A 16,264-nucleotide genomic window follows, 5' to 3' on the forward strand; every position below is an offset into this window, starting at 1 on the left:
GGCGACGATCGCATCCCAGGATAGTCGCTGGTCCGCTTGTCGCCAAAATGGGCGCCGCGCGCCGATCGCCCGCCCATCGGGCGCGCTACGGGTCTCTCACTCCGAAGTGGGATCCTTGACGTGGCACCGACGGTACCCGCTAACCTACCGGTTGGTTGGTTGATCCGAACCGGTGAATTCGTGAATGGAGGACAGGCATGGCCTCTGCTTCCGGCGCCTCCGGCGCCTCGGGCAGTTCCGGCGCCGTCCGGATCGCCAACTGCTCGGGGTTCTACGGCGACCGGCTGTCGGCCATGCGCGAGATGCTCACCGGCGGAGACGTCGACTACCTCACCGGCGACTACCTGGCCGAGCTCACCATGCTGATCCTGGGCCGGGATCGGATGAAGCACCCCGAGCGCGGCTACGCGAAGACCTTCCTGACGCAGCTCGAGGATTGTCTAGGCGAGGCCCGCGAGCGCGGGGTTCGTATCGTCGCCAATGCCGGCGGCCTCAACCCGGCCGGCCTGGCCGACGCGATTCGCGCGCTGGCCGAACGCCTGGGCATTGACGCCCAAGTCGCCCACGTCGAGGGTGACGACCTGTTGCCGCGCGCGGCCGAACTCGGGTTGGGCAACCCGCTGACCGCGAACGCGTACCTGGGCGCCTGGGGCATTGTCGATTGCCTCGACCACGGCGCCGACGTCGTCGTCACCGGCCGCGTCACCGACGCCTCGGTGATTGTCGGGGCGGCCGCTGCGCACTTCGGCTGGGACCGCACCGACTACGACCAACTCGCCGGCGCCGTGGTCGCAGGACACGTCATCGAATGCGGGGTTCAGGCCACGGGAGGCAATTATTCGTTCTTTACCGAGGTGGCCGACCTCACCCACGCCGGTTTTCCGCTGGCCGAGGTCAGCGCCGACGGATCCTCGGTGATCACGAAACACCCGGGCACCGGCGGTCTGGTCAGCGTGGACACCGTAGCCGCGCAGCTGCTCTACGAGATCACCGGAGCGCGCTACGCCAACCCGGACGTCACCGCGCGGATGGACACCGTCGAGCTGTCGTCCGACGGGCCGGATCGCGTGCGCATCAGCGGGGTGCGCGGTGAAGCCCCGCCACCCACCTACAAGGTGTCGATGAACAGCATCGGCGGGTTCCGCAACTCGATGACCTTCGTGTTGACCGGACTGGACATCGAGGCCAAGGCCGAACTCTTGCGCCGGCAACTCGACGCCGCGCTCACCGTCAAGCCCGCCGAACTGCAGTGGTCGCTGGCCCGCACCGACCACCCCGACGCCGACACCGAAGAAACCGCCAGCGCCCTGCTGCACTGCGTCGTGCGCGATCCCGATCCCGCCAACGTAGGACGTCAATTCTCTTCGGCCGCCGTCGAATTGGCGTTGGCCAGCTATCCGGGATTTCATGCGACCGCGCCGCCGGGTGACGGTCAGGTCTACGGTGTGTTCACGCCCGGCTTCGTCGATGTCGCCCAGGTGCCGCACGTCGCGGTCCACGCCGACGGCACACGTACCGACATCGCCTGCGCCACCGAGACTTTGGCATTGGCGCCCGCCAATCCCCCGCCGCTGCCCGACCCCCTGCCGGCCGGCCCGACGCGACGAGTGCCGCTGGGCCGCGTCGCCGGCGCCCGCAGCGGCGACAAGGGCGGCTCGGCGAATGTCGGGGTCTGGGTGCGCACCGACGAGCAATGGCGATGGCTGGCCAACACTTTGACTGTAGAGCTGCTCAAGGAGCTGCTGCCAGAAGCGGTGGACTTCGACGTCACCCGCCACGTGCTGCCGAACCTGCGTGCGGTGAACTTCGTCATCGACGGCATCCTCGGCCAGGGCGTCGCCTATCAGGCTCGATTCGACCCCCAGGCCAAGGGGCTGGGCGAATGGCTTCGCGGCCGCTACCTTGACATCCCGGAGAGTCTATTGTGAATCTTTGGACCACGCCCGAGCGAGAACAGTTGCGAAAGACGGTGCGCGCCTTCGCAGAACGCGAGATCCTGCCGCACGTCGACGAGTGGGAGCGCACCGGCGACCTGCCGCGCGAATTGCACCGGAGCGCCGGCGCCGCCGGGCTGCTGGGTGCGGGCTTTCCCGAATCTGTCGGCGGTGGTGGCGGCGACGGCGCCGACGCGGTGATCATCTGCGAGGAGATGCATCACACCGGAGCCCCGGGCGGAGTGTTCGCGTCGCTGTTCACCTGCGGCATCGCGGTGCCGCACATGATCGCCTCGGGCGATCAGCGGCTCATCGACACCTTCGTTCGCCCGACGCTCGCCGGCGACATGATCGGTTCGTTGGCCATTACCGAACCGGGAGGTGGCTCCGACGTCGGACATCTGCGGACCTCCGCGGTTCGCGACGGTGACCACTACGTCGTCAACGGCGCCAAGACTTACATCACCTCGGGGGTCCGCGCCGACTATGTGGTCACCGCGGTGCGCACCGGAGGCCCGGGTGCGGGCGGGGTTTCGCTGCTGGTGGTCGAAAAGGGCACGCCCGGCTTCGAGGTGAGTCGCAAGCTGGACAAGATGGGTTGGCGGTCCTCGGATACCGCCGAGCTGTCCTACACCGACGTCCGTGTCCCGGCGGCCAACCTGGTCGGCGCCGAGAACACCGGGTTCGCCCAGATCGCCCAGGCCTTCGTCTCCGAGCGCATCGGCCTTGCTGCACAGGCCTATTCGAGTGCGCAGCGGTGCTTGGACCTGACAGTCCAGTGGTGTCGCGACCGCGAAACATTCGGTCGCCCACTGATATCGCGCCAGTCGGTGCAGAACACATTGGCCGAGATGGCCCGTCGCATCGACGTCGCCCGGGTCTACTCGCGCAGCGTGGTGGAACGGCAGCTCGCCGGGGAGACCAACCTGATTCCGCAGGTGTGTTTCGCCAAGAACACCTCGGTCGAGGCCGGCGAATGGGTGGCCCACCAAGCCGTTCAGTTGTTCGGGGGCATGGGTTACATGGCCGAATCCGAGGTCGAACGCCAATACCGGGACATGAGGATCCTGGGCATCGGCGGAGGGACCACCGAAATCCTCACCGCACTGTCCGCCAAACTTCTGGGGTATCAATCGTGACCGTGCTGCAGTCGACCCTCGATGCGGAGGCCACCACCTTCACCGACGCGGCATCGGCGGCGATGACGAAACTCGAGCAGATCGACGGCGAGCTGGCCAACGCGCTGGCCGGCGGCGGGCCCAAATACGTTGAGCGTCATCATGCCCGGGGCAAGCTGACGGCGCGTGAACGCATCGAATTGCTGGTCGACCAGGATTCGCCGTTCTTGGAACTCAGCCCGCTGGCCGCCTGGGGCAGCGCCTTCAAGGTCGGCGCCAGCACGGTCACCGGCATCGGCGTGGTCGAAGGCGTCGAATGCATGATCGTGGCCAACGACCCGACGGTCAAAGGCGGCACCAGCAACCCGTGGACCCTGAAAAAAATTCTGCGGGCCAACCAGATCGCCTTCGAGAACCGACTTCCGGTGATCTCGCTGGTGGAGTCCGGCGGCGCGGACCTGCCCACGCAAAAGGAGATCTTCATTCCCGGCGGACGAATGTTCCGCGACCTGACCCGGCTCTCGGCGGCCGGTATCCCCACCATCGCATTGGTGTTCGGCAATTCCACCGCGGGCGGCGCCTACGTCCCGGGCATGTCCGACCACGTGGTGATGATCAAGGAACGTTCCAAGGTCTTCCTCGCGGGTCCCCCGCTGGTGAAGATGGCCACCGGTGAGGAATCCGACGACGAATCGCTCGGCGGCGCCGAGATGCATGCCCGCATCTCGGGTTTAGCCGATTATTTCGCCGTCGACGAGCTCGACGCGATCCGCATCGGCCGTCGAGTGGTCGCTCGATTGAACTGGGTCAAGCAGGGGCCGAAGCCCAAGCCGGTCACCGCGCCGTTGTTCGACACCGAGGAACTCATCGGCATCGTGCCGGCGGATCTGCGCATTCCGTTCGATCCCCGGGAAGTGATCGCCCGCATCGTCGATGGCTCCGAATTCGACGAATTCAAGCCGTTATATGGATCCTCGTTGGTGACGGGCTGGGCTCAGTTGCACGGTTATCCGATCGGCATCCTGGCCAATGCGCGCGGGGTGCTGTTCAGTGAGGAGTCTCAAAAAGCCACCCAGTTCATCCAGTTGGCCAACCGCTCTGACACGCCACTGTTGTTCTTGCACAACACCACCGGCTACATGGTGGGCAAGGACTACGAGGAGGGCGGGATGATCAAACACGGCTCCATGATGATCAATGCCGTGTCCAATTCGACGGTCCCGCACATCTCGCTACTGATCGGCGCATCCTACGGCGCGGGCCACTACGGCATGTGCGGGCGCGCCTACGATCCGCGGTTCCTCTTCGCGTGGCCGACGTCGAAGTCGGCCGTAATGGGTGGCGCCCAGCTTTCGGGCGTGCTGTCGATCGTGGCACGAGCGGCGGCCGAGGCGCGCGGCCAGCAGGTCGACGAGGAGGCCGACGCGGCGATGCGGGCCGCGGTCGAGGGTCAGATCGAAGCCGAGTCGCTGCCATTGGTGTTGTCCGGGATGCTCTACGACGACGGGGTGATCGACCCGCGAGATACCCGCACCGTGTTGGGAATGTGTCTGTCCGCCATCGCCAATGGCCCGATCAAGGGGACGTCGAACTTCGGCGTCTTCCGGATGTGAGCTCCATGGTTACTCGAGTTCTGGTCGCCAACCGAGGCGAGATCGCCCGCCGGGTGTTCGCCACCTGCCGCCGGCTCGGCTTGGGCACCGTCGCTGTCTACACCGACCCAGACGCGGGCGCGCCGCACGTCGCCGAGGCCGATGCCCGGGTGCGGCTGGACAAGACCAGCGACTACCTCAACGCCGGGGCCATCATCGCCGCCGCGCGTGCCGCCGACGCCGACGCGATTCACCCCGGTTACGGGTTCCTCTCGGAGAACGCCGACTTCGCGGCCGCCGTCCTGGACGCCGGGCTGACGTGGATCGGGCCACCGGTGGACGCGGTGCGCGCCATGGGCTCCAAGATCGAGTCCAAGAAGTTGATGGCGTCGGCGGGCGTGCCGGTGCTCGAAGAACTCGACCCGGAGACTGTCACGCAAGCGCAGCTGCCGGTGCTGGTGAAAGCGTCCGCGGGCGGCGGTGGCCGCGGCATGCGGGTCGTGCACGAATTAGCCGCTCTGTCCGGCGAAGTCGAGGCCGCGCGTCGCGAAGCGCAGTCCGCCTTCGGTGACCCCACGGTGTTCTGCGAGCGGTATCTACCGACCGGGCACCACATCGAGGTGCAGGTCATGGCCGACACCCACGGCACCGTCTGGGCCGTCGGTGAACGCGAATGCTCAATCCAGCGCCGCCACCAGAAGATCATTGAGGAGGCCCCGGCGCCGTTGGTGGAGCGCACCGTGGGCATGCGCGCCAAGCTGTTCGACGCTGCCCGGCTGGCCGCCGAGGCCATCGGCTACACCGGGGCCGGGACTGTGGAGTTCCTGGCCGACGACGGCGGCGAATTCTACTTCCTGGAGATGAACACCAGGCTGCAGGTCGAACACCCCGTCACCGAGGAGACCACCGGACTCGACCTCGTCGAACTGCAACTCGCCGTCGCCGACGGCGACCGTCTCGGCGCACAACCTCCTGTCGCGCAAGGGCATTCGATCGAAGCGCGACTCTACGCCGAGGACCCTGCGAAGAACTGGCAGCCGCAGGCCGGTCTGGTGCGCGCTTTCGAGGTGCCGTCGGTTCGGACTGAGTTCGGCTCGCTGGGGCAGCGGACCGGGATTCGGGTTGACTCGGGCATCGTCGACGGATTCACCGTCTCCATTCACTACGACCCGATGCTGGCCAAGGTCATCTCCTACGCCCCGACCCGCCGTCAGGCATCGCTGATTCTCGCCGACGCCTTGGCCCGGGCCCGTGTGCACGGGGTGCGCACCAACCGCGATCTGCTGGTGAACGTCCTGCGGCATCCGGCGTTCCTCGACGGCGCAACGGACACAGCGTTTTTCGACACCCACGGCCTGGCGCGATTGGCGGCGCCACTCGGTGACACCGCGGTGATCCGTCTGTCCGCCATCGCGGCGGCACTCGCCGATGCCGCACATAACCGCGCCACAGCGCCCGTGCTGCGGACCGTTCCCAGCGGCTGGCGCAATCTGGCATCAGGCCACCAGACCAAGACCTATCATGACGACCAGGGTGACGAGTACCTCGTCCAATACCGCTTCACCAGAACCGCTTTGGTGCTCCCCGAAGACCCGTCGGTGCAGTTGGTGTCGGCCACGGCGAATGACGTGGTGCTGCGAGTCGACGGCGTCGACCACAGCTTCGCCGTACGCCGCTACCGCGCCGGCGATTCCGATGTCTATGTGGATTCCGCGCGCGGGCCGGTGCACCTGATCGCGCAGCCGCGGTTCCCGGAACCGGGTTCGACCGTCGAGAAGGGCTCACTGGTGGCGCCGATGCCCGGCAGTGTCATCCGGCTCGGCGCCGCGATCGGCGACACCGTCACCGCCGGCCAGCCATTGATCTGGCTGGAGGCCATGAAAATGGAACACACCATCGCCGCCCCGGTCGACGGGGTGCTCGCCGAACTCGATGTCAAAACCGGTCAGCAAGTCGAAGTTGGCGCTGTGCTGGCAAGAGTGGAAGCGCCGAAATCAGAAGGAGATCAAGCATGACCGACACCAGCTTCATCGAGAGCGAGGAGCGTCAGGCCCTACGCAAGTCGGTGGCGGCCTGGGCGGCCAATTACGGCAGCGAATACTACCTGCGTAAGGCCCGCGCGCATGAGCACACCGACGAATTGTGGTCGGAAGCAGGCAAACTCGGTTTCCTCGGGGTGAACCTGCCAGAGGAGTACGGCGGTGGCGGCGCCGGAATGTACGAGCTGTCGCTGGTCATGGAGGAAATGGCGGCCGCGGGCAGCGCACTGCTGCTGATGGTCGTCTCGCCCGCGATCAACGGCACCATCATCAGCAAGTTCGGCACCGAGGAGCAGAAGCAGCGCTGGATTCCCGGTATCGCCGACGGCACGCTGACGATGGCGTTCGCCATCACCGAGCCGGACGCCGGCTCCAACTCGCACAAGATCACCACAACCGCCCGCCGGGACGGCAGCGACTGGATCCTCAAGGGCCAGAAGGTCTATATCTCGGGCATCGACCAGGCGCAGGCGGTGTTGGTGGTGGCCCGCACCGAGGAGGCCAAGACCGGCAAGTTGCGCCCCGCGCTGTTCGTCGTGCCCACCGACGCGCCGGGCTTCAGCTACACCCCGATCGAGATGGAATTAATCAGCCCCGAGCGCCAGTTCCAGGTCTTCCTCGACGATGTCCGCCTACCCAGCGACTCCCTCGTCGGCGCCGAAGATGCCGCCATCGCACAGCTTTTCGCCGGACTCAACCCCGAACGCATCATGGGTGCGGCGAGCTCCGTCGGGATGGGACGTTTCGCCCTTAGCCGGGCCGCCGACTACGTCAAGACCCGCCAGGTGTGGGGCACGCCGATCGGCACGCACCAGGGTTTGTCACATCCGCTGGCGCAGTGCCACATCGAGGTCGAGCTGGCCAAGCTGATGATGCAGAAGGCCGCCACCCTCTACGACTCCGGTAACGACATGGGCGCGGCCGAAGCCGCGAACATGGCCAAATACGCTGCGGCCGAGGCGGCCACGCGGTCGGTGGACCAGGCGGTGCAGTCGATGGGCGGCAACGGACTGACCAAGGAGTACGGCGTGGCGGCCATGCTGACCTCGGCCCGGCTGGGCCGCATCGCTCCGGTCAGCCGCGAGATGGTGCTGAACTTCGTCGCGCAGACATCGCTGGGCCTGCCCCGAAGCTACTGATGGATGCTCTCGTCGAATACGCCGGTCCCGACAGGACCGGCGGGCCCTACGCGCGACTGACGCTGAACTCACCGCACAACCGCAATGCGTTGTCCGCCACGCTGGTCAATCAGCTGCACCAGGGGCTGCGCGATGCCTCTGTCGATCCCGCGGCGAGGCTGGTGGTGCTGGGCCACACCGGCGGCACCTTCTGCGCCGGTGCGGATCTGAGCGAAGCCGGCGGGGGTCATCCCAGGGGCGATCGCGACGGCGGCTTAGCCGGGTCGCCACCGTCGGCATATGACACGGCCGTCGCGCGGGCCCGCGAGATGGCCGCCTTGATGCGGGCCATCGTCTCCTCGCCGCTGCCGGTGATCGGCGCGATCAACGGGCACGTGCGGGCGGGCGGGTTCGGTCTGGTGGGTGCCTGCGATATCGCGGTCGCCGGCCCGCGCAGCACCTTCGCTCTGACCGAGGCCCGGATCGGCGTCGCGCCGGCGATCATCTCGTTGACGCTGCTGCCGAAATTGTCCGCGCGGGCCGCGACGCGCTACTACCTGACCGGCGAGACGTTCGACGCCGGCCAGGCGGCCGAGATCGGATTGATCACCGAGGCCACCGAGGACGTCGACGCCGCGGTCGACCAACTTGTCTCCGATATCGGCCGTGGTTCGCCTCAGGGCCTCGCGGCTTCCAAGGCACTGACCACGGCCGCGGTGCTGGAACGTTTCGACCGCGATGCCGAGCGGCTCGCCGAGGAATCGGCCCGGCTCTTCGTGTCCGACGAAGCCCGCGAAGGCATGCTGGCATTCTTGGAGAAGCGTCCACCCAACTGGGCCCGTTAGCCGGCCGAGAAGTTAGCCAGATGTCCAAAAAGGCCCGGCGCACCGGCCCGGGGCGCGGCAGGGGCGGGCGTGACGTTGCAGTTTAGCCATTTCTCTTGCGGCAAAACCTGGACGTCGTAGGCTCGTTGGTGATGAGCAACTCAACGCAACGGGATGCGGAGGACACGCGCGGCGAGCCGTCGCGCGCAGCTGATACTGATCGCATTCAGACTGCGCAGCTGCTTGCGTATGCGGCCGAACAGGGCCGCCTGCAGCTGAACGACTACGAAGACCGCTTGACCAGGGCTTACGCGGCGACGACGTATGAGGAGTTGGATCGGCTGCGGGCCGATCTGCCGGAGACCCCGGTCAGCCCGCGCCGCGGCGGCAAGCCCAATCCGGCGCCGTCGACGCTGTTGCTGGCATTGATGAGCGGCTTCGAGCGCCGCGGCCGTTGGAACGTCCCCAAGAAGCTCACCACCTTCACCCTGTGGGGCAGCGGGGTGGTCGATCTGCGCTACGCCGACTTCACCTCGACCGAGGTCGACATACATGCGATGTCGATTATGGGTGTGCAGAATATTTTGCTGCCGCCCGAGGTCAACGTCGAGGTGCACGGCCGCGGCGTGATGGGAAACTTCGACCGCGAAGTCGTCGGGCAGGGCGCGCCCGGCGCGCCGACCGTACGCATCCGCGGCTTCTCCCTGTGGGGCGGCGTCGGCATCGCGCGGAAAGCTCGCCGCCCGCGCGGGTAGCAGAATCTTCAGTCGGGCACGAAATCGAACGTGTCGGGGTTTGGGCCGGTGCGTCCCGACTCCCCCTTGTCCAGACCTGAGATCGCGTCCATATCCGAGCCGTCCAGCTCGAAGTCGAACAGCTCGAAATTGGCCTTGACCCGCTGCGGCGTCACCGATTTCGGGAAGACGATGTCGCCCCGCTGGATGTGCCAGCGCAACACCACCTGTGCCGCTGATTTGCCGCGGGCGTCGGCGATGCGGTTGATCACCGGGTCGTCGAGCACTCGGCCCTGGGCGATGGGCGACCACGCCTCGGTGGCGATGCCGTGCTCGCGTCCATACGCCCGGACTTCCTCGTTGGCGAAGTAGGGGTGCAGCTCGATCTGATTGACCGACGGGACGGTGTCGGTCTCGTCGGCGAGCCGATCCAGGTGTGCGACTTGGAAATTCGAGACACCGATGCTGCGAGCGCGTCCGTCGCGCGCGAACTCTTCCAGGACTTTCCACGTCGAGACGAAGTCGCCGTCGTAGAGCGTGGGCAGCGGCCAGTGGATGAGGAACAGATCGACGTAGTCGAAAGACAGGTTCTTCAGCGTGTCGTCGAAGGCGCGACGCGCATCGTCGGGTTTGTGGAACCCGTTGTTGAGCTTGCTGGTGACGAAGACCTCACCGCGGTCCAGACCCGCGTCGCGGATGCCTTGTCCGACTTCCCTTTCGTTGCCGTACATCTCGGCCGTATCGATGTGTCGATAGCCGATCTCGAGCGCCGTCCGCACCGCGGCGACGGTCTCGTCGGGCTTGATCTGGAACACACCGAAACCCAGCTGCGGAATGCTGACACCGTCATTGAGTTCGATCGTTGGCACTTGGCTCATGCGTCTCCTCCTTCTTCGAGGCCCTGTACCCAGCCCAGAGCACACCTACCCGGATGCGGAACCGCATCCACTCACCAGGCCCGGAGTCTTTAAGTTCGGCGGCCGTTAACGGCGGCGAGACCGCAGGTAGTCGCCGACGACGGCCGCGCCCAATCCGTCGAGATCGGGCACCACGACCCGCCCCTCGACACGTCGGGCGACCTGGTCGATGAAGCGGGCAAGACCCGGGTCGCTGCCCAGCCGGAAGATGGTGATCTGGGCGCCCAGCCGCGCCATCTCGTCGAAGCCGCGCACCGTGTGCGCGATGGTTCGCGGATGCGGTGGGTAATCGAAGAACACGGTCGTGCCGTCGCCGTCGAAATCCTCCAGGTGCGCGGTGGGCTCACCGTCGGTCACCACCAGCACCACAGGCTGCGCATTGGGATGACGGCGCAGATGCCGACCGGCCAGCGCCAGCGCGTGATGCAGGTTGGTGCCCTGCTCGTAGACGCCCTCGAGTCCGGTGAGCTCCGCGGCGGTCACCGTTCGCGCGTATCGGCCAAAGGCGATGATCTGCAAGGCATCCGAGCGAAAACGCGTGCAGACCAGATGGTTGAGCGCCAGCGCAGTCTGCTTCATGGGCAGCCAGCGATTTTCCATCACCATGGAAAACGAGGTATCGACCAGCAGCGCGACCGCGGCCTGCGTACGTGTCTCCGTCTCGGAGACCTCGACGTCGTCGACGGAGATCTTCAACCGCCGGTCCGGGCCATCCACGGTGGCGGTTCCCGATTGCCGCAGAACGGCGTTGGTCAACGTGCGGGAGATGTTCCACGGTTCGGTGTCACCGAACTGCCATGGTCGGGTAGCGCCGGTGAGCTCGCCGGCAGCGCCCGCACGCCGGTGATCGCGCTCGCCACGCCGTCCGGAAAGTTGTTGTGCCACATCGCGTAACGCCGTCTCACCGAGTCGGCGCATGGCCTTCGGCGACAGCCGCCACTGGCCGTCCGAGCCACGGTCCAAGAAACCCTGATTCATCAGCGCGCGTTCCATTTCGGCAAGGGTGCGGGCATCGACGGCCGCCTCGTCCCCGAGCTGTCGTGCCAGCGCATCCAGGTCGACGTCGTCCATGGTGGCGCCCGGATAGCTCTGCGACAGCTGCTCGGCCAGTTGCTCCAGCTCGCCGATGTCGGCCAGCGCCTGGGTGCCCTCGCCCATACCGAACGGATTGTCACCGGAGAACTGCTCGGAACCGCTCCAGTCCTCCCCTGGGCGCGCCGCCTGCAGGTGCGCATCAAGCCGGTTCAGCGCCTGCATCAGCGATGGGGAGCCAAAGGCCTGCTGCGCCAAGGCATCCAGTTCGTCGCGCTGCTCGGCGCTCAGGCTGTTGCGGAAACGCTGGGCGGCGGCGGCGCGCTTGGCCAATGAGTCCAGCAGCTCTTCGACGTTGCGCGGATTCTCTGGAAAGAACTCGCCGTGGTTGTCCATGAAGTCTTCGAAGTCTTGCTGAGTGTCCTCGCCCCGGGCGTGCTTGTCCAACAGGTCGTTGAGGTCGTTGAGCATGTCGTTGACCCGCTGGCGATCCTCGTCGGTGGCACCTTCCAGTGCCTGCTTCATGCCCGCGAAGCGTTGGTCCAGCATCTCGCGGCCGAGCAGATCCTTGATCTGGTCGTACTTTTGGCGGGCCTCGCCGCTGCGCCAGTTGTAGTCGGAGAGCTCCTGTACCGCCTTGGCCGGCGACGACGGCAGCGCGTCCAGCTGCAGTTCACCGAAGCGCGCGTCATCGTCGAGCGCGCGGGCTAATTCCTTGCGTTCGGCCAGCACGGCCTCGTCCAAAAGTTCCTTGATTTCCTGCAGGGTGCCATCTAAATTATTGCGCCGCAACAATTCCCGTCGTCGCCGGTTGGCCTCGGCGGCCAGCCGATCCGCACCGGGCATATTCTTGGTGCCGCGGCGCAGCAGCTCCGACAGCGCACGGCGCGGCGACGTGCCGGCCATGACGTCCTGGCCGATCTGTTCGAGCGCCTCGCGCAGATCCACCGGCGGGGCCAGCGGGTCGGGGCCGCCGGTGTACGCCGAATAGCGCGAGGAGTGCCCTCGTGACGATCGCAGCCGCGGCGAAGCCGGGCGCAGCGGGTCGTCACCATCAGACTCAGCCATAGACGGTTTGACCCTCCCCGGATACCTTGTCGATGCGCTTGGCCAGATACAGGGCCTCCAGCGCCAGCTCCAGCGCCGCGGCGCGTTCGCCTTCCGACTGCGCACCGAGCTTGGCCGCAATCTTGTCCACCACCGGCAGGTTCGGGGGGATGGCGGCCAGCACATCTTTGGCCGAGATCCGCTCGCCCGTCGTCACCGCCGAACCCCCCTCGACCGCGGCCACCAGCGATCCGACGTCGATGCCGCCCAGGGCCCGCGAAGCGGTGTCGGCGGTGGCCCGGCGCAGCAGGTGTTCGAGCACGGCCTGTTCGCGGCCTTCCTCGCCGGATTCGAACTCCAGCTTGCCGCGCAGGACGTCGATCACCGTGCCCAAATCGACGACCCGCGCCACCGGGTCGGTCTCCCCCAGCACCGCGCCGCGGTGCCGCGCGGCGGCGGCGACGGTCTCGGCGGCGGCGATCGCGAACCGCGCCGACACCCCGGAGCGTTGATCGACGGAGTTGGACTCCCGCAAGTAGCGGGCGAACCGGGCGATTATCTGCATGAGGTAGTCGGGAACCTGGGCCAACAGGTGCGCTTCCTGCGCGATGACACCGACTTCCGCTTCGAGCTCAAGCGGGTAGTGAGTTCGGATCTCCGCGCCGAAACGGTCTTTGAGCGGGGTGATGATGCGTCCGCGGTTGGTGTAGTCCTCTGGGTTGGCGCTGGCGACCACCAGGACGTCCAACGGTAGGCGCAGCGTGTAACCGCGGACCTGGATGTCGCGTTCCTCCATGACGTTGAGCATCGACACCTGGATGCGCTCGGCGAGGTCGGGCAGCTCGTTGACGGCGACGATGCCGCGGTGGGCGCGGGGAATCAGCCCGTAAGCGATGGTCTCCGGGTCCCCCAGGCTGCGGCCCTCGGCGACCTTGATCGGGTCGATGTCGCCGACCAGGTCGGCGACGCTCGTGTCCGGGGTGGCGAGCTTTTCGGTGTAGCGCTCGCTGCGGTGCTTCCATTCGACCGGCAGGTCGTCACCCAGGGTGGCGGCCTTGCGGATCGACTCCGGCGTGATCGGCGAGAAGGGATGCTCACCCAGTTCGGCACCGGCGATCACCGGCGTCCACTCATCGAGCAGTCCGGTCAAAGCACGCAGCAACCGGGTTTTGCCCTGGCCGCGTTCACCGAGCAGAACGAAGTCGTGGCCCGCGATCAGCGCGCGCTCGAGTTGGGGCAAGACCGTGTCGTCGAATCCCAAAATGCCAGGCCAGATAGCTTCGCCATCTCCGCCTTCGGCTAGGCGTGCAAGCAGATTTTCGCGGATCTCCTGCTTGACTCCCCGTTCACGATGTCCGGCGGCACGCAGTTCGCCGACGGTACGGGGCAGGTTGCTCGGTGACATCACCACTCCACGCTACGACGCGCGCTCAGACCAGTCATGCCAAGGGCGTTCACTCCACGCTTATTGACACCCGCGTCGCGGCGCGCACCGCGACTAATGCGCGAAGTGACGCGCTCCGGTGAGATACAGCGTGATGCCGGCGTCGGCGGCCGCCGCGGTCACCTCGTCGTCGCGCACCGATCCGCCGGGATGCACGATCGCTCGCACTCCGGCGCCGGTCAACGTCTCGAGTCCGTCGGGGAACGGGAAGAACGCATCGGAGGCCGCGACCGCGCCGCGAACGCGATCACCGCCGCGTTCGACGGCCAGCCGCGCGGCGTCGACCCGGTTCACCTGGCCCATCCCGACGCCGATGGTGGCACCGCTGCCGGCGATCACGATCGCGTTCGATTTCACGGCGCGACACACCCGCCAGGCGAACACCAGGTCGGCCAGCGTCGCCGGATCGGCCGGGGAGCCGGTGGCCAGCGTCCAATTCAACGGGTTGTCGCCGTGCGCGTCCAGCTCGTCACGCTGCTGCACCAGCAGGCCGCCGGTGATCGGCCGCAGCTCGGTACCACCGCTCAGTGGCTCCGACCCCACCAGCACCCGGATGTTCTTCTTGCGGGTCAGCACTTCCAGAGCGGCCGGCTGGTAGGCGGGGGCCACGATGACCTCGGTGAAGATGGTGCTGACGAATTCGGCCATTTCCAGGCTGACCTCGGTGTTGGCCGCGATGACCCCGCCGAACGCACTCAGCGGATCGCATTCATGCGCCTTGCGGTGTGCGTCGGCGACCGATGTCGACGAGATGGCGATTCCACACGGGTTGGCGTGCTTGATGATTGCCACGCAGGTCTGCTCGTGATCGAAGGCTGCCCGCCAGGCCGCGTCAGCATCGGTGAAGTTGTTGTAGGACATCTCTTTTCCGTGCAGCTGCTCGGCCTGCGCCAGTCCCGGCCACGCGCCCGGGTCGCTGTAGAGCGCCGCCTGCTGGTGCGGGTTCTCGCCGTAGCGCAGCATCACCGAGCGGCGCCAGCTGCGGCCCAGCCACTTCGGGAAGGTCGCCGGCGGGTGCTCGGGGGCCAACGTCGACTCCATCCAGCTCGCAACCGCGATGTCGTACTCGGCCGTGTGCTGAAATGCCAGCGAGGCCAGCTTTTTACGCTCGGCGAGGGTAAAGCCGCCTGCGCGTACCGCGACGAGCACGCCGTCGTAGCCCAGGGGGTCGGTGATCACCGCCACGCTGGGATGGTTTTTCGCCGCGGCCCGCACCATGGACGGGCCGCCGATGTCGATCTGTTCGACGCATTCGTCGATGCTTGCCCCGGAGTCGACGGTCTCGGTGAAGGGGTACAGGTTGACGATGACGAGTTCGAACGCCGCAATGCCGAGTTCCTCGAGCGCGGCGGCGTGCTCGGGTTTGCGAAGGTCGGCCAGCAGGCCCGCGTGCACGCGCGGGTGCAGTGTCTTGACCCGGCCGTCGAGCACCTCGGGAAAACCGGTCAGCTCCTCGACCCGGGTCACCGAAATGCCCTTGTCGGCAATGGTCTTCGCCGTCGATCCGGTCGAGACGATCTCGACGCCCGCATCCGCCAAACCCCGCGCGAGGTCGACCAAACCGGTCTTGTCGTAGACGCTGATCAAGGCGCGCCGGATCGGCCGTTTGGCGGCTTCGCGCCAGTCGTGGGTGCTCATCGGTTCATCGCCTTTCGTCCGATCGTCGCTTTTCTCCCGACCAGGGTCAGGCCGCCTGTCGCGATCGCGGCCACCACGTCTACCAGTAGCTTGCGTTCGGTGACTTTGATGCGTTCGTGCAAGGTCTCTTCGGTGTCGCCCTCGAGTACCGGAACGGATTCCTGCGCCAGAATCGGCCCGGTGTCCGTCCCCGCGTCCACCAGGTGCACCGTACAGCCTGTGAGCTTCACACCGTAGGCCAGCGCGTCGGCCACGCCGTGCGCACCCGCGAACGCCGGCAGCAGGGTCGGATGGGTGTTGATGACGCGGCCGTGGAATTGCGAAAGAAATTGCGGCCCAAGTATTTTCATGAAGCCGGCCGAGACCACCAGGTCGGGTGAGTGCGCGGCGGTGGCCTCGGTGATGGCCGCGTCCCAGGCGTGGCGGTCCGGGTGGTCACCGAGCCGGACAGTGAACGTGGGCACGGCCGCGGCCGCGGCGATCTCAGTCGCCAGGCAGTCGCGGTCGGCACCGACGGCGACCACCCGGGCCGGGTAGTCCGCGACGGCAGATGTCAACAGTGAATTCAGCAGCGACCCGGTTCCCGACGCCAATACCACCACCCGTGCCGGTGCGTTAGTGAGCACATGGAGCGGTTCGACCACATCGGCGAGCCTAGCCCGGCGACGACGCGCGTCGCGCAGCGACGGGAGGTGGGGGAACCCCCGTTGCGCAGCCGCCAAGGGGAGAGTCGGGCATCGCTACTTTCGGCGTGGTCGCCCCGACGATCAAGCTGGCCGCATGGGAATTGCCACCTTCGAGCGACAATCGCCCGGTGCCCCTCCCGC

Annotated in this window: 12 protein-coding genes; 7 read left to right on the forward strand and 5 right to left on the reverse strand. The window is 66.9% G+C overall.

The window, feature by feature from the left end; translation table 11 throughout:
* Nucleotides 1-197 precede the first annotated feature (197 nt).
* From AC5Y4F_RS02945 to AC5Y4F_RS02975, 7 genes are all read left to right on the forward strand, one after another.
* Nucleotides 198-1,928: an acyclic terpene utilization AtuA family protein gene (locus tag AC5Y4F_RS02945; protein ID WP_067930061.1), complete on the forward strand. Its 1,731-nt coding sequence runs from the start codon at nucleotides 198-200 to the stop codon at nucleotides 1,926-1,928.
* Nucleotides 1,925-3,073 (forward strand): acyl-CoA dehydrogenase family protein, encoded by a 1,149-nt coding sequence (locus AC5Y4F_RS02950; protein WP_067930063.1) that lies wholly within the window; start codon nucleotides 1,925-1,927, stop codon nucleotides 3,071-3,073. The genes AC5Y4F_RS02945 and AC5Y4F_RS02950 overlap by 4 nt, the downstream gene beginning before the upstream one ends.
* Nucleotides 3,074-3,075: 2 nt before the next feature.
* Nucleotides 3,076-4,665: an acyl-CoA carboxylase subunit beta gene (locus tag AC5Y4F_RS02955; RefSeq protein ID WP_499995757.1), complete on the forward strand. Its 1,590-nt coding sequence runs from the start codon at nucleotides 3,076-3,078 to the stop codon at nucleotides 4,663-4,665.
* Nucleotides 4,666-4,670: 5 nt separating this feature from the next.
* A complete protein-coding gene (locus AC5Y4F_RS02960) occupies nucleotides 4,671-6,659 on the forward strand; it encodes an acetyl/propionyl/methylcrotonyl-CoA carboxylase subunit alpha (protein ID WP_499995049.1) in 1,989 nt (662 codons plus the stop codon).
* Nucleotides 6,656-7,822 carry an acyl-CoA dehydrogenase family protein gene (locus tag AC5Y4F_RS02965; RefSeq protein ID WP_499995051.1) on the forward strand — a complete coding sequence of 389 codons (1,167 nt, stop codon included), beginning with the start codon at nucleotides 6,656-6,658 and terminating at the stop codon, nucleotides 7,820-7,822. Before AC5Y4F_RS02960 ends, AC5Y4F_RS02965 begins: the two co-directional genes overlap by 4 nt.
* Complete coding sequence (locus AC5Y4F_RS02970; RefSeq protein WP_067930075.1) at nucleotides 7,822-8,646, forward strand: enoyl-CoA hydratase family protein; 825 nt, start codon at nucleotides 7,822-7,824, stop codon at nucleotides 8,644-8,646. The genes AC5Y4F_RS02965 and AC5Y4F_RS02970 overlap by 1 nt, the downstream gene beginning before the upstream one ends.
* 131 nt (nucleotides 8,647-8,777) lie before the next feature.
* Complete coding sequence (locus tag AC5Y4F_RS02975) at nucleotides 8,778-9,380, forward strand: DUF1707 SHOCT-like domain-containing protein (RefSeq protein ID WP_067930076.1); 603 nt, start codon at nucleotides 8,778-8,780, stop codon at nucleotides 9,378-9,380.
* 8 nt (nucleotides 9,381-9,388) lie between these two features.
* Here AC5Y4F_RS02975 and AC5Y4F_RS02980 read toward each other — a convergent pair whose 3' ends face one another.
* The 5 genes from AC5Y4F_RS02980 to purN form a co-directional block, all read right to left on the reverse strand.
* Nucleotides 9,389-10,237 (reverse strand): aldo/keto reductase, encoded by an 849-nt coding sequence (locus tag AC5Y4F_RS02980; protein WP_499995054.1) that lies wholly within the window; start codon nucleotides 10,235-10,237, stop codon nucleotides 9,389-9,391.
* Between the two features lie 105 nt (nucleotides 10,238-10,342).
* Nucleotides 10,343-12,376: a vWA domain-containing protein gene (locus AC5Y4F_RS02985; protein WP_499995056.1), complete on the reverse strand. Its 2,034-nt coding sequence runs from the start codon at nucleotides 12,374-12,376 to the stop codon at nucleotides 10,343-10,345.
* Nucleotides 12,369-13,760, reverse strand: coding sequence for a sigma 54-interacting transcriptional regulator (locus tag AC5Y4F_RS02990; protein ID WP_156749896.1), 1,392 nt, complete (start codon nucleotides 13,758-13,760; stop codon nucleotides 12,369-12,371). Before AC5Y4F_RS02990 ends, AC5Y4F_RS02985 begins: the two co-directional genes overlap by 8 nt.
* 93 nt (nucleotides 13,761-13,853) lie before the next feature.
* Nucleotides 13,854-15,437 (reverse strand): bifunctional phosphoribosylaminoimidazolecarboxamide formyltransferase/IMP cyclohydrolase, encoded by a 1,584-nt coding sequence (purH, locus tag AC5Y4F_RS02995; protein WP_499995057.1) that lies wholly within the window; start codon nucleotides 15,435-15,437, stop codon nucleotides 13,854-13,856.
* The gene (purN, locus tag AC5Y4F_RS03000; protein ID WP_067930093.1) at nucleotides 15,434-16,081 is read right to left on the reverse strand and encodes a phosphoribosylglycinamide formyltransferase; all 648 of its coding nucleotides are present in this window, start codon (nucleotides 16,079-16,081) and stop codon (nucleotides 15,434-15,436) included. The genes purH and purN overlap by 4 nt, the downstream gene beginning before the upstream one ends.
* Nucleotides 16,082-16,264: the final 183 nt, after the last annotated feature.

It is taken from the genome of Mycobacterium sp. NGS56 (genome assembly GCF_059812425.1).